The sequence below is a fragment of the Spongiibacter sp. genome, from assembly GCF_984394615.1.
Map to the genome: position 1 here is coordinate 1 of NZ_CFHTQA010000014.1, position 25,181 is coordinate 25,181.

22 protein-coding genes are annotated in these 25,181 nt (G+C 57.3%); 9 read left to right on the forward strand and 13 right to left on the reverse strand.

Annotation, left to right across the window (positions count from 1 at the left end; all coding sequences use genetic code 11):
* Positions 1–1,602 (reverse strand): beta-ketoacyl synthase (locus AC5DB9_RS07215; RefSeq protein ID WP_491732036.1); only part of this gene is annotated, 1,602 nt, incomplete at its 3' end.
* 106 nt (positions 1,603–1,708) lie between these two features.
* Here AC5DB9_RS07215 and AC5DB9_RS07220 point away from each other — a divergent pair.
* The 3 genes from AC5DB9_RS07220 to AC5DB9_RS07230 all read left to right on the forward strand — a co-directional run bounded on the left by AC5DB9_RS07220 (position 1,709) and on the right by AC5DB9_RS07230 (position 4,177).
* Positions 1,709–2,743, forward strand: a complete 1,035-nt coding sequence (locus tag AC5DB9_RS07220; RefSeq protein WP_272993633.1) for a GlxA family transcriptional regulator — start codon at positions 1,709–1,711, stop codon at positions 2,741–2,743.
* Between the two features lie 158 nt (positions 2,744–2,901).
* Positions 2,902–3,729 carry a CvfB family protein gene (locus AC5DB9_RS07225; protein WP_272993630.1) on the forward strand — a complete coding sequence of 276 codons (828 nt, stop codon included), beginning with the start codon at positions 2,902–2,904 and terminating at the stop codon, positions 3,727–3,729.
* A gap of 31 nt (positions 3,730–3,760) precedes the next feature.
* Positions 3,761–4,177, forward strand: a complete 417-nt coding sequence (locus AC5DB9_RS07230; protein ID WP_272993629.1) for a pyridoxamine 5'-phosphate oxidase family protein — start codon at positions 3,761–3,763, stop codon at positions 4,175–4,177.
* 22 nt (positions 4,178–4,199) lie between these two features.
* On the opposite strand, the gene AC5DB9_RS07235 is transcribed toward AC5DB9_RS07230, so the two are convergent.
* Together AC5DB9_RS07235 and AC5DB9_RS07240 are read right to left on the reverse strand one after the other, a co-directional pair.
* Complete coding sequence (locus AC5DB9_RS07235) at positions 4,200–7,319, reverse strand: efflux RND transporter permease subunit (RefSeq protein ID WP_272993626.1); 3,120 nt, start codon at positions 7,317–7,319, stop codon at positions 4,200–4,202.
* Positions 7,316–8,581, reverse strand: coding sequence for an efflux RND transporter periplasmic adaptor subunit (locus tag AC5DB9_RS07240; protein WP_272993624.1), 1,266 nt, complete (start codon positions 8,579–8,581; stop codon positions 7,316–7,318). Before AC5DB9_RS07240 ends, AC5DB9_RS07235 begins: the two co-directional genes overlap by 4 nt.
* Positions 8,582–8,688: 107 nt before the next feature.
* Here AC5DB9_RS07240 and AC5DB9_RS07245 point away from each other — a divergent pair, with 107 nt between their 5' ends.
* The gene (locus AC5DB9_RS07245) at positions 8,689–9,312 is read left to right on the forward strand and encodes a TetR family transcriptional regulator (protein ID WP_272993622.1); all 624 of its coding nucleotides are present in this window, start codon (positions 8,689–8,691) and stop codon (positions 9,310–9,312) included.
* Positions 9,313–9,320: 8 nt separating this feature from the next.
* Here the strand turns inward: AC5DB9_RS07245 and AC5DB9_RS07250 are convergent, their stop codons facing one another.
* Positions 9,321–11,711 carry a CHASE domain-containing protein gene (locus tag AC5DB9_RS07250; RefSeq protein ID WP_272993620.1) on the reverse strand — a complete coding sequence of 797 codons (2,391 nt, stop codon included), beginning with the start codon at positions 11,709–11,711 and terminating at the stop codon, positions 9,321–9,323.
* A gap of 352 nt (positions 11,712–12,063) precedes the next feature.
* On the opposite strand from AC5DB9_RS07250, the gene AC5DB9_RS07255 reads away from it, so the two are divergent.
* The 3 genes from AC5DB9_RS07255 to AC5DB9_RS07265 are packed head-to-tail and all read left to right on the forward strand — an operon-like array spanning position 12,064 to position 14,864.
* The gene (locus tag AC5DB9_RS07255) at positions 12,064–13,197 is read left to right on the forward strand and encodes an NAD(P) transhydrogenase subunit alpha (RefSeq protein WP_028968447.1); all 1,134 of its coding nucleotides are present in this window, start codon (positions 12,064–12,066) and stop codon (positions 13,195–13,197) included.
* Positions 13,198–13,206: 9 nt separating this feature from the next.
* Positions 13,207–13,497 (forward strand): NAD(P) transhydrogenase subunit alpha part 2, encoded by a 291-nt coding sequence (locus AC5DB9_RS07260; RefSeq protein ID WP_022959801.1) that lies wholly within the window; start codon positions 13,207–13,209, stop codon positions 13,495–13,497.
* A complete protein-coding gene (locus AC5DB9_RS07265; RefSeq protein WP_273009494.1) occupies positions 13,497–14,864 on the forward strand; it encodes an NAD(P)(+) transhydrogenase (Re/Si-specific) subunit beta in 1,368 nt (455 codons plus the stop codon). Before AC5DB9_RS07260 ends, AC5DB9_RS07265 begins: the two co-directional genes overlap by 1 nt.
* A 94-nt stretch (positions 14,865–14,958) precedes the next feature.
* Here the strand turns inward: AC5DB9_RS07265 and AC5DB9_RS07270 are convergent, their stop codons facing one another.
* Together AC5DB9_RS07270 and AC5DB9_RS07275 are read right to left on the reverse strand one after the other, a co-directional pair.
* Positions 14,959–15,447, reverse strand: a complete 489-nt coding sequence (locus tag AC5DB9_RS07270) for a MarR family winged helix-turn-helix transcriptional regulator (RefSeq protein WP_273009496.1) — start codon at positions 15,445–15,447, stop codon at positions 14,959–14,961.
* Positions 15,444–15,926, reverse strand: coding sequence for a glutathione peroxidase (locus AC5DB9_RS07275; RefSeq protein WP_272993607.1), 483 nt, complete (start codon positions 15,924–15,926; stop codon positions 15,444–15,446). The genes AC5DB9_RS07270 and AC5DB9_RS07275 overlap by 4 nt, the downstream gene beginning before the upstream one ends.
* Positions 15,927–16,128: 202 nt before the next feature.
* Between AC5DB9_RS07275 and fliK the strand changes: the two genes are divergently transcribed.
* Complete coding sequence (fliK, locus tag AC5DB9_RS07280; RefSeq protein ID WP_272993604.1) at positions 16,129–17,442, forward strand: flagellar hook-length control protein FliK; 1,314 nt, start codon at positions 16,129–16,131, stop codon at positions 17,440–17,442.
* Positions 17,439–17,819 carry an EscU/YscU/HrcU family type III secretion system export apparatus switch protein gene (locus AC5DB9_RS07285; protein ID WP_272993602.1) on the forward strand — a complete coding sequence of 127 codons (381 nt, stop codon included), beginning with the start codon at positions 17,439–17,441 and terminating at the stop codon, positions 17,817–17,819. Before fliK ends, AC5DB9_RS07285 begins: the two co-directional genes overlap by 4 nt.
* Here AC5DB9_RS07285 and AC5DB9_RS07290 read toward each other — a convergent pair.
* From AC5DB9_RS07290 to fliR, 7 genes are all read right to left on the reverse strand, one after another.
* Positions 17,816–18,238, reverse strand: a complete 423-nt coding sequence (locus AC5DB9_RS07290) for a DUF2802 domain-containing protein (protein WP_272993599.1) — start codon at positions 18,236–18,238, stop codon at positions 17,816–17,818. The two genes, AC5DB9_RS07285 and AC5DB9_RS07290, sit on opposite strands and share 4 nt — an antisense overlap.
* A 29-nt stretch (positions 18,239–18,267) precedes the next feature.
* A complete protein-coding gene (locus AC5DB9_RS07295; RefSeq protein ID WP_022959808.1) occupies positions 18,268–18,990 on the reverse strand; it encodes an RNA polymerase sigma factor FliA in 723 nt (240 codons plus the stop codon).
* Positions 18,987–19,814, reverse strand: a complete 828-nt coding sequence (locus tag AC5DB9_RS07300) for a MinD/ParA family protein (RefSeq protein WP_022959809.1) — start codon at positions 19,812–19,814, stop codon at positions 18,987–18,989. The genes AC5DB9_RS07295 and AC5DB9_RS07300 overlap by 4 nt, the downstream gene beginning before the upstream one ends.
* Before the next feature lie 61 nt (positions 19,815–19,875).
* Positions 19,876–21,111: a flagellar biosynthesis GTPase FlhF gene (gene flhF, locus AC5DB9_RS07305; protein ID WP_272993595.1), complete on the reverse strand. Its 1,236-nt coding sequence runs from the start codon at positions 21,109–21,111 to the stop codon at positions 19,876–19,878.
* 26 nt (positions 21,112–21,137) lie between these two features.
* Positions 21,138–23,243, reverse strand: a complete 2,106-nt coding sequence (gene flhA / locus AC5DB9_RS07310) for a flagellar biosynthesis protein FlhA (protein ID WP_211218352.1) — start codon at positions 23,241–23,243, stop codon at positions 21,138–21,140.
* A gap of 28 nt (positions 23,244–23,271) precedes the next feature.
* On the reverse strand, positions 23,272–24,396 hold the full coding sequence (gene flhB / locus AC5DB9_RS07315) for a flagellar biosynthesis protein FlhB (protein ID WP_272993591.1): 1,125 nt from the start codon (positions 24,394–24,396) through the stop codon (positions 23,272–23,274).
* 1 nt (position 24,397) lies between these two features.
* The gene (gene fliR / locus AC5DB9_RS07320) at positions 24,398–25,174 is read right to left on the reverse strand and encodes a flagellar biosynthetic protein FliR (protein ID WP_022959813.1); all 777 of its coding nucleotides are present in this window, start codon (positions 25,172–25,174) and stop codon (positions 24,398–24,400) included.
* Positions 25,175–25,181 lie beyond the last annotated feature (7 nt).

Genomic DNA, 25,181 nt, shown 5'->3' on the forward strand with positions numbered 1-25,181 from the left:
GGGGGAGAGCAGACAGGCACTGGCATTGTTACCGCCAAAGCCCTTGGCATTGAGAATGGCAATGTCCATGCTGTCCGGCTCCAGCGCCAGGTGCTGCATGGGCAGCATTAAATTGCTGCGCTGCACGTCGTCGGCGATGTGGTCGATGGTGGTAATACCGGGCAGTACATGATCCTGCCAAACGCCGAGACTGGCCATTAGCTGATCGCCCGAAGCCGCACCGATACTGTGGCCAAGATAGGCTTTAATCGCCGCTACCGGCCAACGTTCTATCCCAAACGCTTTCGCGGTTTCGTTCAGGATATGCGATTCCGTCACCCTGTTCTGCGGTGTGCTGGTCCCGTGGGCCTGAACAAAAGAGCGGCGCCGTACCGCCTCTTCACCCAGAATCGCCGATGCTACCGCAACAGCCTTGCCAACGGTCAGATAGTTACCAATGCCCGGCGACGAGATCGACTTCTTATAGCCGTCGGCATTCACGAAGACATCCGGCACCGCTGCATGAATCTGTGCCCCCAGCTCCAGCGCCAGTTCGTCATCAAACAGCACAATAAACTGACTGGCCTCAGAGATGGTGAAGCCGCAGTTGCTGCTGAAAGGACGGCTGGCACGTCGATAATCCGGCTCGGTAAGCCCGCGGGCTTCGTCCAGTTTCAGCAGTTCTGCGTCGCTGGCCAGCGCCCCCATCGTGGCGTAGCCATCCATGACCCGCGGCTCAACACCGGCATCAGCCGCGCCGACAATCGCCACTCGCACATGCCCGCTGCGAATCTCCTGGACCGCCTGCCGAAGGTTATAAAAGAAGGTGGCACAAGCGCCCAGGCTGGGCCCGGTTCCACCAACATTGCCCAGTACATAGGCACTGACAAAGTCGGCCGGCATATCGGCCAAGCCCAGCGCCAATTGCTTGGACGTTACTCGCCCGCCGTTGGCTCTGGCACCAAGCAACCCACCGAAGCCCGCGTCGTCCAGTTGCGCCATGGCCGAACTGGCGTAAACGGAAATCTCATCGGGGCGAACCCGGTTGCGCACAACGTCCCAGTCGATACCTACCGACTGCAATGCATCCGATGCGCCGAACACCGACATCTGCAAACCACGCGGGTGATTGCGAGCCGGGTAATAGGCGGCGGGATCAAAGCCGGTCGGCAACTGCCCCGCAGAAGACACTTCAAAACGACGGTGGGTCGGCAGCAGCACATCTACCGACTCAGCGACCGTCACAGCAACTCGATCATCACCCAGATCACGAATCTGCCAGTTGCCTGGCAGCGCCTCAGGAAGCTGTTTGCGTCGCAGTACAAATTCAACGGCACCACGCTCGCCCTGTAGCTGCATACGCCGGTTCCAGGGCACCTGCTCCACATCAAACGCGGAGCGCTCGATTTTTCTGATCAGCGTGTGGGCCAGAATGTAGTCACGCCGAGCCTGTCCCTGTAACTCATCTCCCACCTTCATCAAGGCTGCCAGGCTCTGCAAGGTACGATCCGCCACCGCAGTTGGCAGCGCGTCGATGACCAGCCGACGGTAGGCGTGATGGAAAGAGCTGCGACCGGCGGGATTAACCCCCCCAAATCCGACAATTAACGGCAGACGGCTCAAAATACTGATTCCTTAACGAGTTACCACAGATGGGCAGGCAGTTTACTCCTGCCGCCCTGCACCTATAATGTCATTTACGCCAATAAACATGGTATTTACGACAACAGTGTCAACATTCTCGCACATCGCCCTTCTCGGCTTTCGCCAGGCGCTAACAACCAGCCTTAGCCTTCCGATTGAACTGCTGGAAGCCTGTAACCAGCAGTTCACAAGGCGGCGGCAACGCCCTCCGATCAAGCTGGAATTATTGAGTTTGGACCCTCCACCACTGGCGACATCCGGAGGCCTGGTGCTACAGGCAGATCAATGGCTCGATGCAGAGCCGGAAAGTGCCCCCTGGCCCGTACCGGATATCCTGATTATCGCCAGTCGCTGGCGTCATCCCCTTCGCGGAGGCGCTCAACGCCCGGAGGTCAAACAGTGGCTTCAACAGTTGGCATCTCATGGCTGCGAGCTGTGCGCGGTCGGAACCGGCAGTTACTTTCTCGCGGAGGCAGGTTTGCTCGATGGGCGCGCAGCGACGACCCACTGGCACTATTTCGACGACTTCGAAAATCGCTACCCGAGAATAAAGCTGCAGCGCGATCACCTGATTACCGAGGCCGGCAAGCTGTACTGTACGGGCAGTGTTAACAGCGCGGCCGACCTGGTTATTCACCTGATCGACCGCCACTGGGGGGCCGACATCGCTCATCAGGTAACCCAGCAATTCTCCCCTGAAAGCCGTCGCCCCTTTGCCAATCAGGCCTATCGCAGTGAACACAATCTCCGCCACGGCGATGAAGTCATTGCCCTCGCACAAAGCTGGATGCATCGGCACTTCGGCGATCCGATCCGCATTGACGATCTGGCACAGCGCAGCGGACTGAGCCAGCGCAGTTTCCAGCGCCGCTTCCAGAGGGCCTGCGGACAATCCCCCCTTCAGTATCTACAGCAGATACGCCTCGATTCAGCGAGGGAATTGCTGCAAAACAGCAACTTGCCCGTTGAGGAAATCAGCGCCCTGTGTGGCTACAGTGATGCCAGCTATTTCAGCAAGCTTTTCAAGCAGATGAATGCCATTGCACCCGGCCAGTTTCGCCAGAATGTTCGGCGCAAGTTGTTTTCTGCCGACGATCGTTTTTACGAAGGTCAGGATTAACTCCTAACGTTCACACAGCCGACAATGCCCGAAAACATTGAAAAACCACGGATGCGAGACTCACTGCCCCTCTTCGCCCTCAACAGGGGAATCACTGCTGGCAGCAATCGCAGGCAGCGGGCATACTCCCCACTTTCTGAATACCCTTGGACTCCATCATGCTTCGTATTGGACGCGTCAATCACTTGAGCGTCAGCCGCAAAACGACGGCGGGCTTTTATCTGGACGGCGGTGATGCCGGAGATATTTTTTTACCACCTCGCCAGGCGCCGGAGAATATAGCCGTTGGCGATATGCTCGACGTCTTCGTACTGCACGACAATGACGGCAGCCTGATCGCCAGCAGCCAGCGTCCCACATTACAGTGCGGCGATGCCGGACAACTTCCGGTGAGCGCCATTGCCGATGTGGGCGCATTCCTGGACTGGGGGCTGGATAAAGAACTGCTGCTGCCTTTCAGCGAACAGCTCGGTGAGCTTCGCGTCGGGCAAAATGTGCTGGTAACTGTCTACACGGATCTGTGCGGACGACTGGTCGCCAGTATGCGACTGGACCGACACATTTCAGATCAGGCCGATGGCTTTAAAGCCGGTCAGGAAGTCGGGTTGATGGTCGCGGGAAAAACCACGCTGGGCTACAAATGTATTGTCGACCAACGCGTTTGGGGACTGCTTTACGACAGCGAGCTCAGCCATCCGTTGAAGCGCGGAGATCAGCTTAGTGGCTGGATACGGCGCGTGCGCCCGGACAAACGTCTGGACCTGACATTGAATACGCCGGCCAAACAGCGCGCGCCCGACGTCGCAGAACAGATTCTGAAACAGCTCGATGCCAACGACGGTTTTCTTGCACTCGGTGATAAAAGCCCACCGGAAGCCATCAAACGCATCTTCGGCGTCAGTAAAAAAGCCTTTAAACAGGGTCTGAGCAAGCTCTATAAAGAACGCAAAATCCGCATTAGTGATCGGGGCATCGAGAAGCTTTGACCACCGGCGATATGACTTTCAGGAGGCACCTATGGACCACAGCCCGTTTTTGCGCGACAGCCTGATTCCACTGCGACTGTCCGCCATTGATCAGGACGGCTTCCCGGTAATCTGTTCGCTGTGGTATCTCTATCACGACGATGCGTTGTATTGCGTCTCTCACCGCAACGCCAAAATTATCCGCCTACTGAAAGCACGGCCCGAGTGCGGCTTTGAAATTGCTGTTAACGGCATTCCCTATCGCGGCGTTCGCGGCAAAGCCATTGCCAGCCTTTCCAGCGACAGCGAGGGTGTATTGCTGAGCAAGCTGATTGATCGCTACCTCGGCGGCAGCAACCAAGCACTGGCAGACTGGCTGATGAGTCGCAAAGCGGATGAAATTGCCATCTGCCTGCGCCCCAAAACCCTGTCTAGCTGGGACTTCAGCGAGCGCATGTCCGACCGCTAAAGCGAATCGGCCTCCAGCGCAACTACGACGATTTTTTCGAAAAACGCTCGCTCAAGGTCGCCATCAGCACATAGAACAAGGGCACGAATACGGTGGCAACAAAGGTTGCCATCAACATACCACCGATCACACTGGTACCCAATGCAGTCCGGCTGGCGGCACCGGCGCCAGTGGACAGCGCCAGCGGCAGACAACCCAGTGTAAATGCCAATGAGGTCATGACAATCGGCCGGAAGCGCAGGCGTAGCGCCTCCAGCGCCGCATCAACAATCGACAGGCCTTTCTCACGCTCCTGCATGGCGAATTCGACGATTAGAATCGCGTTCTTACTGGCGAGACCGATCAGACACACCAAGCCAATCTGGAAATAAATATCGTTGTCCAGCCCCCGCAGCCATGCCGCAATCACCGCACCCAGCAACGCAAAAGGCACCGCCATCACCACGGCCGCCGGCATCAGCCAGCGCTCATACTGCGCCGCCAGAATCAGGAATACGATCAGGATCGCCAAAATAAAGGCTTTACTGCTATTCCCCGATGATGACTTCTCTTGATAGGCGCTGCCGACCCAGCCAATGCTGAAGTCGCGACCCAGCACATCGGCGGCCACCCGCTCAATGGCGGCGATGGCCTCACCGGAGCTGTAGCCCGGCGCAGGCGAACCCAGAACCTTCGCCGCATTGAAGCCGTTGAACCGGGTCACTGCGTCCGGCCCCACCACACGCTCGACTTTGACGAGTGAGCGCAGCGGTATCAGGCTGCCCGTTGAGGAGCGCACGAAAACTTTGCTGAGGTCATCCGGGGAGCGACGGAAAGATTCCTCAGACTGCAAATTTACCTGAAAGCTGCGGCCGAACAGCGTGAAGTCGTTGACATACAGACTGCCGAACGTCGCCTGCATCGTGCTGAACACGTCCTCAACCGGCACACCCAGACTCATGGTTTTCTCACGGTCCAGCGTCAATTTGTACTGCGGGGTATTCATCTGAAACGTGCTGTATACCCGGCTGAGTTCCGGCTGTTTATTCGCCTCGGCAACCAGTTTCCAGACGGCCTCATTCAGATCAGTGAGACCAGCCTCACCGCGGCTCTGCAGGTAAAACTCAAAGCCGCCAGTGCTGCTGAGACCGATAATCGGTGGCGGATTAAAGGCAATCATGCTGCCATCCAGCAGATCGTTGCCCAGCGCTGGCACGCGGTGGGCCAGCGAAATGGAATCCAGGCCCGGCGACGCACGCTCATCCCAATCGTCCAGCATGATGAACGACACACCGGCGTTGGTTTTCAGCGATGAAGAAAGAATATCGAAGCCCGCGAAGGTAATCAGCGAACTGATACCGTCGGTCTCCATCAGTCGCCCGGCCATGGCATCAGTTACCGTCGCCGTCCGCGACAGAGACGCCGCTGGCGGCGTGTTGTAGGCCATCATGATATAACCCTGGTCCTCGGCGGGCACCAGGCCAGTCGGCACGCGGGTAAATACCCACAGCGCCACAACCACCAAGGCAACAAAGCCCAGCGAGCTGGCGACACGGTGGCGAAGGATCATCGCGGTCACGGCCATATAGCGATCGCGAAGCCATTCAAAGCCACGGTTGAAGGCGGTCAGTGCACGGTGAGAAACGCCGCCATGGCCATGGGGTTTGAGCATCATGGCGCACAGTGCTGGCGTCAGTGTCAGTGCAACAATCCCCGACAGGACAACAGAAATCGTCAACGCGACGGCAAACTGCCGATACATTTCGCCGGTGAGTCCTTCAATAAATACCACCGGCAGAAAAACCGCAGACAGGACCAGTACGATCGCCACGAGCGGGCCACTGACTTCCTGCATGGCCTGCTTGACCGCTTCGTAAGGCGTAAGATGCTGCTCTTCCATAATGCGCTCAACGTTTTCAATCACGATGATCGCATCGTCAACCACAATACCAATGGCGAGAATCAGGCCGAACAGCGTCAGCAGGTTGATGGAGTAACCGAGGATGTACAAGCCCGCGAACGTACCGACAATGGACACAGGAATCGCCAGCAGCGGAATAAAAGTGGCACGCACGTTCTGCAAAAACAGAAACATGACCAGAATCACCAACAACATCGCCTCGAAGAATGTCACGACGACTTCATTGATCGACTTCTCGACAAATACCGTGGTATCGAAAGCGAGTTCAATGTCGACCCCTTCCGGTACATTGGCCTTTACCCGCTCCATAACCGCCTTGGCGGCCTCAGCGGTCTCAAGCGCATTGGCACCCGGTCGCAAGTACATTGCCACGGGCACAGCTGGCTCGCCGTTGAATGCACCGCGGAAGGCATAATCCTTGGCACCCAGTTCAACCCTCGCAATATCACCGAGGTGCAATGCCGCGGAGTTCGGCTCTGCGCGAATAATAATGTCTTCAAATTCTTCGACCGTCGCCAGACGACCCTGGGTACTCACGGCATAGGTGAACGGCTGATCTGCCGACATTGGCTCGGCACCGAAAGAGCCAACCGCAAAGTTTGAATTCTGGCCTGCGATTGCCGCGGCGACATCGCTGGGTGTCAGCCCGTACTCTGCGAGGCGGTCTGGCTGCAGCCAGATTCGCATGGAATAGTCACGCGCACCGAGCAAGCGCGTACCGCCAATACCCGGCAGGCGACGCAGCTCATCGATGATATTCAACAGCGCGTAGTTACTCAGGTAGATCGCGTCGTACTGGGGCAGCTTCGACGACAACGAGAAAATCATCAGAATGTCTGTTGAGCGCTTATCGACGGTAATACCCAAACGCTTTACCGCTTCGGGGAGACGGTTTTCCGCCACCGCCACCCGGTTCGACACGTCGATCGCCGCCTGATCCGGATCTGTCCCGGTAGCAAAAATCACACTGGTACTTACATGTCCGGCAGCCGACGCCTGCGTATTCATATACAGCATACCCTCAACCCCGTTGAGCTCCTGCTCCAGCGGGGCGGCAACCGTCTCAGCCAGGGTTTCGGCATTGGCGCCGGGGTAGCTGGCGGTCACCACAATTTCAGGCGGAAGAATCTGCGGGTACAGCGACACCGGCAGTTTGCCCAAAGCGGTTGCCCCAGCAATCAGGATCAGCAGCGACAGGACAATCGACAGTACCGGGCGCTCGATGAAAAACCGGACGCTCATTGCACACGCTCCTGCGCGGTCGGCAGATCTGCCTGCACGAGCTTCATTTGCGGCGCCTCAGGCTCATCATCAAAATGGGGCTCGGGGCCGTAGTCGTAGGTAATTTCAATCACTTCCGGCTCCAGCAGTGCCCCCGGGCGCACGCGTACCAAGCCTTCAAGTACGACGGTATCACCGGGCTCCAGACCGCTATCGACGATGCGCCCGCCTTCGACCTCAAGTCCGAGGGTTACAGGGCGCACTTCCGCACGCTGCTCCGCATTCACTACGTAGACATAACTGCCCTGAGCATTCTGCAAGACTGCGCGCTCCGGCAGTACCATAGAATTTCGGCTATACAGCCCTTTCAAGCTGACCCGAACAAACTGGCCGGGCAGCAAACTGCCCTCGGGGTTGTCGACCGTCGCTCTGAACTGCACCGTACCGGTATTACGATCAATGACGCTATCGCTGAAATTAACATGACCGAGATGGGGGTGAGTCTGCTCACCAGCAGTTTCAATCTGCACAGCGCGCTGACTCTCGTCATAGCTCAATTCGCCCTCTTTCAGCAGGCGACGGAGCAGCAGCACCATTTCATCAGGCATCGAGATGTTGACCCACAAAGGGTCCAGCTGAGTGATACTGGTCAGCAAACTGTTGGCAGACGGGCCGACCAAACTTCCCTCTGAAACCTGCTCCCGGCTGGTGATACCGGAAATCGGCGCCCGCACTTTGCAATAATCAAGATTGATCTGGGCGGCGCTCACCTCAGCCTCGGCGAGCTGCAGCGTCGCCCTCGCCTCTTCCAGCTCAGATTCCGCATCATCGCGGTCACGCTGACTGATGGCATTGGTTTTAATCAGTTCACTGGCGCGGCGCCAGCGACGTTCTGCGGCGGACAGGCTGGCGCGCGCCTGAGCCAACTGGGCCTTGGCACGGTTAAGCGCCACCTCGAAAGGTGCGGAATCAATTTCGAACAGAAGCTGACCCGCCTCCACCTGCTGACCTTCTGTGTAGGTGCGTCTCAGCAGGATACCCTCGACCCTTGCACGAACCTGCACTTCTTTGGACCCCTCCAGGCGACCGGGATACTGCCCAACCACGGGCACATCATCGCTGCGCATCACCAGCACCTTCACGGGCTGCGCCTGTTCCGCAGCTACCGGGGCCTGCTCGGCACCACAAGCCGACAGCACTGCCACCACAGCGATCATCGCTATGACCAAGCCACGTCGTGTCTGCACGCCAAAGGTATTCAGCCGAGAATCAGCGGTGTTCATAGGGAGCTATCCGAGTTAAACAAAAGATCCAGCCACTTTACATACATGCACGTACGTATGTAAAGTATCAGTTACATTTTTTGTTACCAATTGTAACGGAAGGCATTATGAGACGCTCAAAGGCCGAGGCCGAAGCCACCAGGGAAAGCTTGCTGACTGCCGCCGAACAACTGTTTGCAGAACAGGGAATCGGCAGCACACGGCTCAGCGACGTGGCTTCAGCGGCCGGCGTCACGCGAGGCGCAATCTATTGGCACTTCAAAAATAAAGATGAACTGATCAACGCCATCATCGACCGCTTGAGCCTTCCACTGGACACGGCAATGCGCAGCCAAGTGGAAGACGCCGCCAACGGCATGCTGACATTAGACGCGTTCAAAGAGGTGTTACTGATGTCCTACCAGCGGATGCTGGAGAGCCCAACCGTGGAGCAGGTGACCCGCTTTGCCATGCGCTACAGCCTCTGCACGGAATCCCAAAATGCTCGTGAGCATCTCGACAAAAACCGCCAACACAATCTCAGCCTCATCACCCAGATCGTCAGCTATGGTCAGCAATATAAATTGATTCGCGACGACATCAGCGCAGAGGAGCTGGCGTGCTATATCCGCGCGCATATCGTTGGTATTTACCACCAGCAGCTTTCGTCCGGCGATTCCTATTTCGCCGGGCTCGACGATATTCGCCGGTCGATTGACCTGATGTTTGTGGGTCTCCAACCCGGCAAATAACGCAGAACTCAGTCTGCATCCTGCAAGTGATCATGCTGCGGCATCAGCGGTAACTGCACCGTAAAAGTACTGCCCTCCCCTGGCGTCGACACCACGGAGATTTCGCCACCCAGCTGCCGGCGAACCACGTTGTAGACCAGATGTAGCCCCAGCCCGCTGCCTGCGTGCTTCCCCCCCCTGCGTGTGGTAAAGAAAGGTTCGAATACCTTGTCTCTAACCTCGGGAGACATGCCGACCCCATCATCGGCAACATCCAAGACTACCCAAGGCCCATCGCGTCTTACGCGCAACTGGATTCGACCCTGACGGTCGCCGGGGAATGCATGCCCAAGACTGTTGTTGACCAAATTGACCACGACTTGCGTCAAGCCACCCGGCACGGTGTGGATATAAATATCCCGAGGGCAATCCAGGCTGACATCGTGCCCGTTGCTTCGACAGCTTGGCGCGAGGTGCAGCAAAATATCGTGCAAGTAATCGTGCAGATTAATCTTCCTCACATCTGCCGACGCCTGATCAACTGATACTTGTTTAAAGCTGCTGATCAGATTGCCCGAACGCTGCAGACTTTCCAGCACCATACTGGAAGCCTCCATCAGCCGGGAAACTGTGCGCTCCGCCTCATCCCCCGACAGTTGATCACTTTGGGCAATCAGTGGCGCGATACGCTGAATATCTGACTTCAATGTTGAAGACGCGGTAATCGCTATACCAATCGGCGTATTCAGCTCGTGGGCAAAACCGGCCACCAGACCACCCAGCGCCGCCATTTTTTCCGACTCGACCAACTGCCCCTGCGTTTGCTGCAGACGCTCAACCATCGCCTGCAACTTCACACTGGACTCATCCGAATGGTATTTAGCGCCGGTAAGCACCAGCAGCGACATGCCCAGCAAACCGACAAAAAGCATCCCTGCGGCCAGTACCCCCCAGGGCATGATCGAGCGACTGTCTGCCAGAAACCGCTGACTGCCGCTGATGGTCAATCGCCATTGCTGGTCGGCAAAATGAATGGGCCAGCTCTGAACAAACAACGGGGCTTTATTCGCGTTCTGCAGCGAATCTGCTTCAAATATCAGCTCATCACCCGCCGTGAGGGTCAGCGCCAAACCGTTCAGGTCTTGATTCACCAACAGCGCATGCATCAGGTTTTCCACCCGGAAAACGCCGCTGATATAGCCGCTCAATGCGCCAGCCCTAAATACAGGAAAATACACGACAACCCCCGCCTGCTGTCCCGTTTCCTGCACCAGCGTCAGCGGCGCGGTCGCTGCAGGCTGACGATGATCAGACGCCGCCAGCAGTGCCTTTCTGGCCAGCGGGTTCGAGCTGATGTCATAGCCCAATGCCGCTTCGTTCCCCACCTCGGGAGCGATATACTTGATGACAACATAGGTATCGCGCCTGTCCGCGAGCATCCTCGTGCCGTTGCCATCCGCTTCCGTAACAACTTTGGGCTCACCCATTTGCAGGCTGAGCTGCCGTTCAAAAGCCTCGCGCTGCTGATGCGGCATAACCACAGCCCAAGCCACTCCCTGAAAGCCCGGATTGCGATCCAGCAGGCCGCCAACGAACTGATAAAACTCGTCTCGGTTAACGTGCTCCGACGCCCCCAAAAACGACTGGGCGGCGTATAGCCCCTCAAAGTAGCTGTGAAGAAGAATTTCTGCCCGCAGGTATATTTGCTCCGCGTGGCGTTCGAACATCTGCTGTTGACGGGTCGATTCCCAGCGACTGGCAAAAACATACATCACCACCACGACCACCGACGCCAGGAGTAAAGCAACGGGAAGTATTTTTGCCCGGCTCCGCCAGATACCCCTTGGCTCGGCAAAAAACACAAACATCAGCGTGGCGACAAGCATAATGCCCAGCCCATCGCCGACCCACCAGGTGGCCCAGTTATAGAGATAATTATTGGACTCCAGCTTGCCCGCCAACCAGAGCGTAGAAACCGCAACAGACGCACTGATGACGCTGGCCACACCGCAGATCAGGACAATATAGATCAGCACCGAGCGTGCCGTATCCAGATTCAGCGGGTAACCAATCACCCGCTTGAGTACCCAGGCGCCCACCACGGCCTGCGTGGCAGCACCAAGCCCAATCAGCGCTGGCGCCCAGGCCTCAGCAAAGAAGGCCGCAACACCCTGATCGAGTGGCACCTCAATAGCATTGATAGAAAACGAGGCAAGCGCGACTGCGGGCCAATATCGGTACCCGGCCAGCAACATGGCGGCCAGGGCAATACCCGCAGAGGGCCATATCGCCGTTGCATAACCGGGCGGAATAGCCAACAGCATGGCCAGATAGCCGACAGAATAATAAGCAAGCAGTATAAAGAAGAATACTGACAGGTAGTTCTCGCGCAGCGCTTGCCGAGTCAGCCCTATTGGCATTTCATGACCGACAGGCAAGAGTGGTCGGATAGCAGCATATTACATATGACGGGAATACCCGGCCTCCAAATTCGCTGGAAAGATGTTTCTACACAATAGTTTAGAAAGCATCCACCCAACAAAAGAATAAGTAAATTCGCTTAGCGGGCTAACCGATGAGAACAGGCATCATTGCAATAGCCCGCGGCTATAGCGTTATTTAAAGAATTAATACTCCCCTGTATATCCAACCCGGGCATGGCATTTAGCGCATTCCATGTTTGGCTTTTATCGCATCTTGCATCGCAATGTAATATCCTATGCGGCTTTTCGACCAAGCAACACTAACAATATCAACAATGGATCTTTAAAGATGCTCTTAGGAATTCCAAAAGAACTCGCCTCTGGGGAGAATCGGGTTGCGATCATTCCGAGCGATGCCAAAAAATTGGTACGCGCCGGGGCGGTCGTCCAGATTGAAGCGGGAATGGGCCTGGGCAGCGGTTACAGCGACGCCGAATACGTCGACGCCGGTGCTAGCGTAGTCGAAGATCGGGCGGCGATTTTCGCTGCCGCCGATATCGTACTGCGAATCAGCAAACCCACCCTGGAAGAAATCAAGCAACTCAAGGCCGGTAGCATTCACATCAGCTACCTCGACCCGTTCAATGAACACGACTTGATTAAAGCCTTCCGCGATCAGAACGTGACTGCAATCAGCATGGAAATGATTCCGCGCAGCACCCGTTCTCAGAAAATGGATGCCCTCAGCTCACAGGCCAGCCTTGCGGGCTACGTCATGGTATTGCTCGCGACCACACGTCTGCCGCGCATTCTGCCCATGATGATGACCCCTGCAGGTACGCTGAAACCCGCAACCGTCTTCGTTATCGGCGCAGGTGTTGCCGGTCTGCAGGCTATTGCCACCGCCAAGCGCCTCGGCGCCAAAGTGGTTGCCTTTGATACCCGCCCGGTGGTTGCCGAGCAGGTTCGCTCATTGGGCGGTAAATTCCTGGAAATCGATCTGGGCGAAACCGGTCAAACCAAAGACGGCTACGCGGTCGAGCTGACCGAAGAACAGCGCAAACTGCAGTTGGAAGGTCAGAAAAAGCAAATTGCAGATTCAGACATCGTGATCACTACCGCTCAGGTATTTGGTCGCAAACCTCCGGTACTGGTCACCAGTGACATGATTCAGGGCATGAAGCCCGGAAGTGTCATCGTGGATATGGCCGCTGAAACCGGCGGTAACGTTGAAGGCTCTGTTGCCGGTGAAACTGTCACTATCGACGGCGTTACCGTTATCGGCGACGGCAACTGGGCAAACTTCGTAAGCCGCGACGCCAGTCAAATGTACTCAGCTAACCTGTTCAACCTGGTTGACGAAGGCTGGGATAACGAAAAACAAGCGATGGTCATCGATTTCGAGAACGATATTCTGCAGGGCTGTGTGATTACCCACGGCGGCGAAATCGTTAATGACACCATCAAAAACCTGGTTAAGTAGGAGGTAAAGATGGAAATCGTATTTCTCGCGTTCATCTTGATGCTGTCGATTTTCCTCGGCTTCGAGCTCATCAATAAAGTTCCCGCCACGCTGCACACGCCGCTGATGTCGGGTTCAAATGCTATTTCTGGTATCACCCTGGTAGGTGCGTTGACGTCAGCGGGCGCCGAACACACTCAACTGGCCACCATTCTTGGTACGGCGGCTGTCGCCATGGCCACCATCAACGTGATCGGCGGCTACATGGTTACCGACCGCATGCTGGCCATGTTCAAGAAAAAACAGGGAGACACTAAGTAATGGGTATCGAATTGCTGGTCAACCTGTCCTATGTGGCAGCGGCCGTTCTGTTTATCTTTGGTCTGAAAATGCTGGGGTCACCCGCAACAGCCCGTAAAGGTAACCTCGTTTCAGCCGTCGGTATGTTCATCGCAGTAGTGATTACCCTGCTGGATCAGAGCATTATTGATTACAAATGGATTGCCGTCGGTATTGTTGCCGGTGGCGTTGTCGGCGCGATTGTAGCCCGCTCGGTTGCGATGACCTCCATGCCGGAAATGGTGGCCCTGTTCAACGGCTTTGGTGGTATCGCCAGTCTGTTCATTGGCTGGGCGGCGCTGTACGGCTTCGAGGCCAATGCCTTTGAACTGATCACCATCGTACTGTCGATTCTGATCGGTGGCGTGACCTTCACCGGCTCGCTGATTGCCTACGGCAAACTGAGCGAACGTATGCCTGGTCGCCCGCTGGTCTTCGGCGGTCAGCGCGTTTTCAACATCCTGCTGATTCTGGCCATTATTGCCAGTGCCGTGATGTTCGTATTGAACCCAGGCGTTGCCCTGTACCTGTACCTGGTTATCGGCCTGAGCTGTCTGCTTGGCATTATGCTGGTCATCCCCATCGGTGGCGCAGATATGCCAGTGGTCATCTCGCTGCTGAACAGCTACTCCGGTCTGGCCGCCTGTGCCGCCGGTTTCGCGATCAACAACATCATTCTGATCGTGGCGGGTTCGCTGGTTGGTGCCAGCGGTATCATCCTGACCCAGATCATGTGTAAGGCGATGAACCGCTCACTGAGCAACGTCCTCTTCAGCGGCTTCTCTGCCGTTGCTGGCGGCGGCGCCGGTACCAAGATCGAAGGCGAAGCCAAAGCCATGTCGGCTGACGACGCATACTATGTTCTGGAAGCGGCCACCAGTGTGGTTATCGTTCCCGGCTACGGTATGGCCGTTGCCCAGGCACAGCACGTAGTGAAAGAGCTTCAGGAAATTCTGGAAAAGAACGGTGCCGAGGTCGTCTATGCGATTCACCCGGTTGCCGGTCGTATGCCTGGCCACATGAACGTACTGCTGGCCGAAGCCGATGTTTCCTACGACCTGCTGCTGGAAATGGACGCCGTTAACCCCCGCATGGATACCTTCGACGTGGCAATCGTTATCGGTGCCAACGACGTAGTTAACCCAGCGGCCCGCGAGATGGAAGGCAGCCCGATCTACGGTATGCCCGTCATCAACGTGGACATGGCACGCAACGTGTTCGTCATGAAGCGCTCTATGGCGTCGGGCTTTGCGGGTATCGACAACCCGCTGTTCTTCAAAGAGAACACTCGCATGCTGTTTGGCGATGCCAAGGAAATGCTGAGCAATATTATCAAAGCGTTCAGCTAATCCGGCTGGCCCTTCGGGCAAGCCAACGAAAAAGGGCGACTGCATGCAGTCGCCCTTTTTTATTGCCTGACATGAACTGCCGCGACTTAACTGGTCAGCCAGCGCCCTGCTCTCGCTCCAGCGCCTGCTGCAAGACCGGCAGAACCGCGTTCAGTGAATCACGCAACGACAGCAGCGTCTCCACCGGCAACGCGGTCTCTTCCAGCAACGCGGTGGGAATACAGGCACACTGATCTCGCAGCGCCAGACCACTCTCCGTCAGAGCCAGCATCACCTGTCGCTCATCGCCCTCACAGCGCTGACGACGAATCAATCCCAACTGTTCCAAACGCTTGAGAAGGGGCGTCAGGGTGTTGGTATTGAGAATCGCCCGACGACTGACCGTCTTCACCGGACAGGGTGCCTCTTCCCACAGAATCATCAGCACAATGTACTGGGGGTAAGTCAGGCCCAGCGGGTCGAGATGAGGTTTATACAAGCGTGTGAGCAATCGCGACGCGGCATACAGCGGAAAACATAGCTGATTATCGAGCTTCAGCACTTCCGAGGCAGGCAGTACCATATCGCCGTCCCCATCCCTCATGCGCTGAGCGCCGCCTCGATATCCGCCGCCAACTGTTCGGGCTTGGTCGTCGGCGCATAACGCTTGATCGGTTGCCCATCCTTACCCACCAAAAACTTGGTGAAGTTCCACTTCACGGCATTGGTCAAGGTACCCGGTGCGGCCTTTTTCAAATAGGCAAACAGCGGGTGTGTCCCTTTACCGTTAACCTCAATTTTTTCAGTGATGGGAAAGCTGACACCATAATTAATCAGGCACTCGCCCTGAATCGTTCCGGCATCGCCCGGTTCCTGATTGGCAAACTGATTACAGGGTGCGCCGATAATCACCAGGCCGCGATCGCGGTATTGCTCGTAGAGTGCCTGCAAGCCCTCATACTGCGGAGTCAGGCCGCACTTGCTGGCAGTATTCACCACCAGCACAACCTTGCCAGCGTAATCCGCCAGATTCATGGGTTTGCCCTGCAGGCTATTAATTTCAAAGTCGTACAACTGGCTCATCTGACGCTCTCCTCACTCAAATAATGATTGGACGGCCAAGCCAACTGCGGATGACTGACCCTGCCTTCACTGACTGTACGCTCAAAATAACAAACGCGATTATATCGTGCACGATATTTTTTAACGACTTCTCAAGTTTTCTGGCTACGCTGCCGATATAACAGGCAACTGATCATTCATCACAGGCAGGGCTTTCGCGGGCATGGTTATTATCAACCCCACCATCAGCACCCAGCCCGCGGCGTTGACACGTCCAGCGGGACCTGCGCCTGTGCTGCCGGCCGACCGGGTCCTTAATGCGGTGGTGTTAGGGGAGCGTGCTCAGCACCTCTATGAGCTGTCTTCCGGCTCATTGCGCATGATGGCGGAGAGTCAGACGCCACTGAGAGAAGGCGAGCAGTTGCAGCTGCGTGTTCTCGGCAAAGATGCACAACAGCGTCCACAACTGGAAATCCTCCAGCGCGGAACGCAGGATATTTCCCCTCAGCTACGCAACCGCTTACCCGAGCAGCTCAGCCTCAATCAATTGTCGGCCAGCCTTAACCAGATTCGCCAGGGCGAGAATCCCACACTGCGGCAATTGATAGCGCCCCTGCTCAGCAGCCTGCCCCGCCGTCAGCAGCTCAGCGACAGCGCAGGTCTGCAAAAAGCCCTGCACAACAGCGGTCAATCGCTGGAGGCTAAACTGGCCAGCGGCGAGGCTCCCAAAGGTGATATTAAAGCTGCCTTGCTGAAGCTGCTGGCTACCGTGCAGGCGCAGTCTCCACCGCCACCCAAGGCGGGACTGGCGCGCAGCTATGGTCCATCAAATACCCCGTCACCTTCCGTACACGCGGCAGGTTCTGCGCCTGCAGACATCGCAGCACCCGGTACGGCGTCGACGACCAAGCCCGCATCTGCGCCACAGCCGCAAACGGCGAGTACGGCTCCGGCCTACCAAGCACCACCCAAGCCCTTGGGGTTGCCGGGCGAACTGCAGCCGCAAGGGCGACTGCCGCCAAGCCCCCCAGAAATCGAGAGTACACTGCTCAGCCGTCTCGCCCACGATGTTAAGGGCGCCCTCGCCCGACAGGATGCCAACCAGCTGCTGGGCTTGCACAGCCGCGAACATGGGGGCAGCTACATGATCGAGTTGCCCGTTCGCGACCGCGATGGCATTGATGTCTGGCAGTTCCAGTTTCAACCACCCCGCACCGAGCGCGATCATAGTCACAACGAACGCGGCTCCCAGCATGACACTACCCAGACCGGGTGGACGCTCTCTCTGAGTTTCGATCTGCCGGGATTGGGCGCGATTACGGCAAGAGTGACGCAACAGGAAAAACAGCTGGGTATCCGCTTCGATGCGGTGCAATCCGACGCTCTTGAGCTGCTCCGGCAGCACACTCCAGAGCTACATCAACGCCTAGCGGAGAAGGGCATCGACGTTGCCGGTATCGACTGCCGACGTCGCAGTGCCCAAGCCTTAACGGAAAGCAGTTACTCGCTGTCAGCGCTGTTGAGGGATCAGGCATGAGCACGCAACACGGCAGCGTAGCGGTCTCTCTCCACTACGACGGCGAAAACGCCCCTACCGTCAGCGCCAAAGGGGAAGGCGATATTGCCCGGCGCATATTGGAAATTGCCAGCGCACACGATATTCCCATTTACCAGAATGCCGAGCTGCTGCAGTTTCTGAGCCGGGTTGATCTGGACGCCGAAATTCCGCCGGAGCTGTATGTGGCTGTGGCAGAGATTATCGCCTTTGCCTACCGTTTGAAGGACCGCGTGCCGGCAAGCTATTACTATCAGAACAGCGGGGAAACCGTGTACAGCCAAGATACCGCACAGTCTGCCACCGACGAAGATCTGCTCCGTCAGGGCGAAGACAACGAAGGCATGAATGGGGATTAATGCGTGCTGCGCACCGCTGCCAGCAGTTCGGCCTCGGAGCGACTGATACCACAGCGCTGTACCAATTCCTCGGTACCCAAGCCCTGATCCGCCAGACGAATGGCCTGTTGGTAGAAGCGCAGATCGCGTTTTTCACTGTCCAGCGCCTGTTGGCGGCTGCCGACCATTTCCAGATACTCTTCCAACGCCAGTACCCGCTCGCCCATCACCGTTAAGGCACTGCTTTGAGCTTCCAGTTTAGCCTGCTGGGCCGCCAGCTTTTCCTCCATCGCCAGCACCATCATTTCCGCTCGGGAACGACGGCTCTGCCACAGGTACAACAGCATCGCCAGCCCGGCAACACTGAGTAAGATACCCAGAATCGTCAGATCATCTAACTGACTGAACCATGCGAGAACTACACCTTGCTGCTCTGCCATTGTCCTGTTCCTGCATTCCCCGGCGCCGATCAGGCAGCCAGCCAATCCCCTAAACGCCCTTTCAGCCGCAATACTGCCTGACTGTGAATCTGGCAAACCCGCGACTCGCTCACTTCCAGCACCTCGCCAATCTCCTTGAGGTTCAAGCCCTGATCGTAGTACAGCGCCATCACCAGCTTCTCACGTTCAGGCAGTGCCTCAATCTGTGTGGCCAGCGCACGCTGAAGGCCTTCGTCCTCCAACTCCCGCAGCGGTGTATCGGCGCTGTCATCTTCGTCGCTGAACTCCATACCGCTGTCGCTGGCCTGCTCCAGGCTGACCAGACGCACCGCCGCGGTGTCGCTCAGCAAATCGTAGTAGTCATTGATATCAATGCCCATTTCCTCGGCAATTTCCGCGGCCTGCGCCTCGCGCCCCAAACGGGACTCGACGCGATTGACCGCCGCCGCCAACTCCCGAAGCTGGCGACTTACCGAACGGGGAGCCCAGGCACCCTGACGCATCTGGTCAATCATCGCGCCACGGATACGAATGCTCGCATAGGTTTCAAACCCCGCACCCTGCCCCGCACGGAAATTACTGGCCGCTTCCAACAGGCCAATCATCCCGGCCTGAATCAGATCATCCACCTCCACACTGGCAGGCAGGCGGCTGAGTAAATGGTAGGCAATGCGTTTAACCAGCGGCGCGTGGCGCGTCACCAGCTCGTCGCGGTTGCCTACCTGCACATCGAGGTAAGCAGCGTGACTCACACGGCAACTCCTTTCAGACTTTCCTGTTGCAGAAGACGATCAACAAAGAATTCAAGGTGACCGCTCGGCCCCTGAGGCATTGGCCATTTATCCACCGTCTCCGCCAATTTTCGGAACGCCAGCGACGCATCCGCCCCCGGATACAGCTCGCTCACTGCCTGCTGACGGGCATCGGCTTTAACCAGAAAGCGATCGCGGGGAATAAAGCCTGCATACTCCAGCGTAACGTCCAGGAAACGCTGGGCGACTTCGTTCAGGCGCTCGAAACCATCGCGGGCCTGATCCTGACTGTCGACCATATTGCGCAGAACTTTGAAACGCTTGATACCGGCATCACGGCTCATCACTTTGATCAGCGCATAGGCGTCTGCCATCGAGGTCAGCTCATCGGTGACAACGACCATGACGTAGTGACTGGCTTTACTGAAGGTAATCACACTGTCGGAAATACCGGCCGCGGTATCCACCACCATCACATCGTAATCATCATTGAGCGCGCTCAGCGCGCGGACAATGGCACCGTGCTGATCACTGCCCAGCTCCGCCATTTTCTTGATCCCCGACGCGGCGGGAATAATATCGATGCCACTGGGACCGGGCATCAGGATATCCTGGATATCGCAAGCACCCTCCAGCACATGAGACAAGTTCCACTTGGGCCGCAAGCCCAACATGATATCGACATTGGCCAGACCCAGGTCGGCATCCATCAGCAATACCCGCTTCTGGCGGCGAGCAAGCTGGCAGGCCAGATTCACCGAAACATTGGTTTTGCCAACGCCACCTTTACCACTGCTCACTGCGATCACTTTTACCGGGTTCATAGTCTTTCCTTATTTTTCATTGCCATCGCTGATCGACAGCTCCTGTTGACGCCCGCAGGCGTCAGGCCTGTACTCCCAACCGCTGCGCAGGCGCAGGGGTCGCTACCCGGGGAGCCGGGGTAAATCCGCGCGCCATACGCATGGCAATACTGACCAGCTTCGTGGCATCAGCAGGGCTCAGGTTTTGCGGCACCTTCGGCCCATTAGCACACCACACTGCGGGCAGGCGATGCTCAATCAGGTTCGACAGCAAGCCACCCAGACGCATGGCTTCATCGATACGGCTGATCACAGCGCCCTGCAAATCAAAGCGGCTGTAGGCGTCAATAATTTCACTTTGCACATAGGCTTCGACATCGGCCGGCAAGGTCAGATAGCACTGCAATCCCGGCATCACGCTCAACAGTTTTTCCATTTCGTTCAGGCCTTCGCGATCCCGAAACGACAGTCCCGACGTGTCCACCAGTACCAGCGCCTTTTTCTCCAGCAGGCGAAAGGTCCGCGCCGCTTCACTGATCGTGCCGGCGCCGTGAACCGGAATCTGCAGAATGCGGCCGTAAGCGCGCAGTTGATCCTGAGCGCCCACCCGCGCGCTGTCCGTGGTCAGCAGTGCGATATTGTCGCGACCGTGACGCATCACATGCTGGGCAGCCAGTTTGGCAATGGTGGTCGTCTTCCCCGCCCCTTGGGGGCCAAGCAGACAAATCGCGCCACGGCTCGGCGGGGGCGCCACCGGCAAGCGTCGGCTCAGGAGAATTTTCAGGGCTTCCCGCTGCACCGCCTCGCTTTGCTCCGGCGGCAATTCCCGCTGAAGTTGCTCGGCAATCCGCGGCTCAATATCCATGGCTTCCAGCAGACCATTACTGCCCTGATGGCGTGGTTGATCGGTGCTGAGCTGCTGCCAGTTGTGATCCTTGAGCTGTGACATCAGCATGGACTTCATTGCCGCCAGCTCCTGCTTCATCTCATGCAATTCGTCATTTTCAGACCACGCGAGCTGAGGACCTTTGCCAAAATTTTGGCGTGGCATCTCCGCCACCGGCGAAAGTTCAGTCTCGGAACGTTTTTCACGACGGGCCAACAAGGCCTCCAGCGCGGTATTTTCGCGGCTCTGAGCGGCATCTTGACGGACGGGAGCTACCGCGGCCTCGCCCTCTGGCTCGTCCCAGCTCACCACCAGCTCCACACCACCGGGCACAGACTGGCAATCGAGAATCACCGCATCTGGACCGTGGGCAGCGCGGATCATCCGCATCGCCTGTTCACTGTCTGCTGCCCGATATTTCTTTACGTTCATCTACTCCCGCTCCTGACGGGGCCCACTCAGGTCAACCGCCCCTGCTGGCCGATGGTCGACAGCAAACGAACCTCTTTACTGTCTGGCACTTCGTTGTAGGACAAGACATGCAGATTGGGCACACTGCGCCGCGTGAAGCGCGACAACCAGGCCCGAATCGACGGTGAAACCAATACCACCGCCGGCTGCCCTGCCAATTCCTGGCGGTTGCTGAACTCTGCCAGCTCCCGCTGAATCCGTTCGGCGATTCCCGGCTCCAATCCAATGGCGCCGTTGCCGCCTCGAACCATATCCTGCAACATCTGTTCCAGATCAGCATCGAGTGCCACGACCGGCAATTCTTCCTCTAAGCCATTGATTTCCTGAACAATCATTCGACCCAGCGAAACGCGAACCCCCTCCAAAAGATCGTCAGGATTTTTGCATCGCGGCGCCTGTTCCGCCAAAGATTCGGCGATCAGACGAATGCTGCGAATGGAAATATTTTCCTTCAGCAGGTTCTGCAGAACCTTCACCACCACGCTCAACGGCAGTTGTGCGGGCACCAGTGACTCCACCAATTTCGGGTCGGAGCTGGCCAGGCGATCCAGCAACTGCTGAACTTCCTCGTGGCCGAGCAGTTCGTGGGCGTGCTGTTTGATGACCTGACTGAGATGCGTGGCAATAACGGTACAGGGATCGACCACGGTGTAGCCCAGGGTCTGCGCCTGATCACGCTGACTGGGGTCGATCCAGATTGCATCCATGCCAAACGCCGGATCTTTCGTGGGCACACCCTGTAAGCCACCCTGCGCGCCGCCGGGATTAATCGCCAATTCCTTGCCGGCCTGCACTTCACCTTGGGCAACGCTGTCACCCAGCAACTGAATACGGTAGCTGCCGGGCGACAATTCAAGGTTGTCGCGGATATGAACGGACTGAACCAGAAAGCCCAGATCTTTTGACAGTTTCTTGCGCACCGCCGTGATTCGGCCGATCAACTCGCCTCCCTGATTGCGGTCGACCAGGGGAATCAGGCGGTAGCCCACTTCCAGGCTCACCACGTCCAACTGCGTGACCTCATCCCACTTCAGCTCGTTGCTCTCTGGGGCCGCAGGGACATCCGCCTCGGCAGTCTCGTCGTCATCAACCAGTTGCGGTTGTTTGGCATGCCGAGAGATCAACCAGCCACCCACGCCGCAGGCAGCCGCCAGCATCAAAAACACCAGGTTGGGCATGCCGGGGATAATACCGATCAATCCCAGCACGGCCGCCGACAGATACAAGACCTCCGGCTTGGCGGCCATCTGGCCGACCATCTGCTCGCCCATATTCTGCGGGCGCGAAATCCGTGTCACGATAATCGCCACCGCGGTCGACAGCAGCAGCGACGGAAGTTGCGCCACCAGACCGTCACCGATAGTCAGCAGAGTGTAGTTGTGCATGGCCTGCGAGAAACTGAGGTTGTGTTGTCCCACACCCACACCCAGGCCACCGATAACGTTAATAAACAGAATCAGGATCCCGGCAACGGCATCGCCGCGCACAAACTTGCTGGCACCGTCCATCGAACCGTAGAAGTCCGCCTCGGTGCGCACTTCCTCGCGGCGCCGGCTGGCCTCTTCCTGCGACAGAATCCCGGCGTTCAAATCCGAGTCAATGGCCATCTGCTTGCCGGGCATGGCATCCAGAGTAAAACGCGCCGTCACTTCCGATACCCGGCCTGCGCCCTTGGTAACCACCACAAAGTTGATGACCACCAGAATGACGAACACCACCATGCCCACCACATAGTTGCCGCCAATAACAAACTCGCCAAAGGATTCAATCACCTTGCCCGCGGCACCCGGGCCGGTATGCCCTTCCAGCAATACCACCCGAGTCGAGGCTACGTTCAGCGCCAGCCGCAGCAGCGTTGCCAACAGCAGAACCGTGGGAAACACCGAAAAGTCGATGGGCCGCTCAACGTAGATCACCGCCAGAATAATGATCAGCGATAAGGCGATGTTGAAGGTAAACAGCAAATCGAGCAGAAACGGCGGCATGGGGATGACCAGCATCGCGAGACAGGCCATCATCAGCGCCAGTACGCCGATGCCACTGCCCATCACATCCCGCATCCAGTTCGGCATTGTCATTGTCTGTGTTGCCATACGCGTATCTCTGCGTTAATCGACGCTGCTACAGCAGGTCTTTCAGGTAAATATCGTCAACGTCGGGTTCCGGCGCTTCCGGATAATCGCCACCTACCGCCTGCCAGCTGCGCAGCTGGTAGACGTAAGTCAAAATCTGCGCCACCGCCAGATACAGACCGGCGGGGATCTCATCGTCCAGCTCAACACTGGCAAAAATCGCCCGCGCCAGACGCGGCGATTCGACAATGGTCACGGCGTTGTCGCTTGCCAGCTCGCGAATCCGCGCCGCAATCTGATCAGCGCCCTTGGCGACCAGCACTGGTGCCTTGGAGCGGGCTTCGTCGTAGCGTAGCGCGACCGCGAAGTGTGTGGGGTTGGTAATGACCACATCCGCCGTAGGCACTTTCTCCATCATGCGCCGACGCGCAGCGGCCTGCTGCATCTCCCGCAGCTTGGCTTTGACTTCCGGGCGACCGTCCGACTCCTTGTGTTCGTCACGCACTTCCTGACGCGTCATGCGCAGCTCTTTTTTGTAGTTCCACATCTGCCAGGGCACGTCGATGGCAGCAATGACCACCAGCGGCAAACTCACGATCAAGAAAAACCACACCAACAGCGCACTGCTGTTGACGATGGCCTCTTTGGGATCTTCCAGTCCCAGGCCAAGAATGTCGTTCGCCATGCCTTCTAGCAGGAAAAAGGCGGCCAGCCCGATAAAGCTCATCTTGGCGATAGACTTGAACAGTTCGCCGAGGCTGCGTACCGAAAACAGCTTGGCGACGCCTTTGATCGGGTCCAGGCGCTCAAACTTGAAACTGAGATTAAAGGTCCAGCCACCGAGCACCACATTCGCAATAATTGCTGCCGCAAGCGTTGCCAGCATTAGCGGCCAGATGCTCATCAATCCGTTCACCAACAGCGCGAAAAACTGGCCGGGTAAGCGCTCGGCATCGCTCAACAGAAAATCGGGAGACAGACTGCCGCGCATGACGCCCTGCATCTGTTCAGCCACGTAGCTGCCGCTGACAATCAGCATCAACGCACCGGCCATGGTCACCATCATCGTGGCCAGTTCTTTGGAGCGCGGCACCTGCCCTTTTTTACGGGCGTCGGCCAGCTTCTTGGCGGAGGCCTCTTCGGTACGTTCTTGACCGTCCTGATTCTCTGCCATCTCAGCCTCCCAGGAAGACCGCCGTCTGCTCGAAAGCGCGGTTCAGCAGGCGGCTGAGTACCGGCAGCAGATTCGGAATCAGTTGATCAACAATCAGATAGCCCATCAGCATCGCCAGCGGGAAACCCACGGCAAACAGGTTGAGCGTTGGCGCGGCGCGGCTGATGACCCCGACCGCCACCTGTACCACCAGCAAAGCGATGATGGCGGGAATCGACACCCGAATCGCACCGGCAAACAGCTCTGCACCCCAGGCCACGACACTGTCGATAGCTGCGGGCTCAACGCTGCGGCTGGCGCTTGGCCAGAGTTCAAAACTGCGGGCCATCAGCTTGATGAATTCCAGATGCCCCCCCATTGCGACAAACAGCAACATGCAGATAATCAGCAAGTACTGCGATAACACCGGCACCTGCACACCGCGCTGGGGATCCACCATCATGGCAAAGCCGAGTCCCATGCCGTTGGCGATCAACTGGCCGGCCAGCACAATGGCGTCGAACACCAGCTGCACGATAAAGCCAATACACAGGCCAATCAGCAGCTCATTGGCGAGCAGCAGCATGCCCTCCAGACTGATAATGTTGACCGCCGGCGGCGTGGGCAGCAGCGGCAGCAAAATGACGCAGAGCACCACACTGAACAGAATTTTGGCACGGGCGGGAATGTAGGAGGCGCTGAACAGCGGCGCGGTCAACATGGCGCCACTGATCCGGGCAAAGGGCAGCCACACGGCCGCCAGCCAGGACAGTATTTGCGCCTCATTCACCGCAATCATGCTGCGC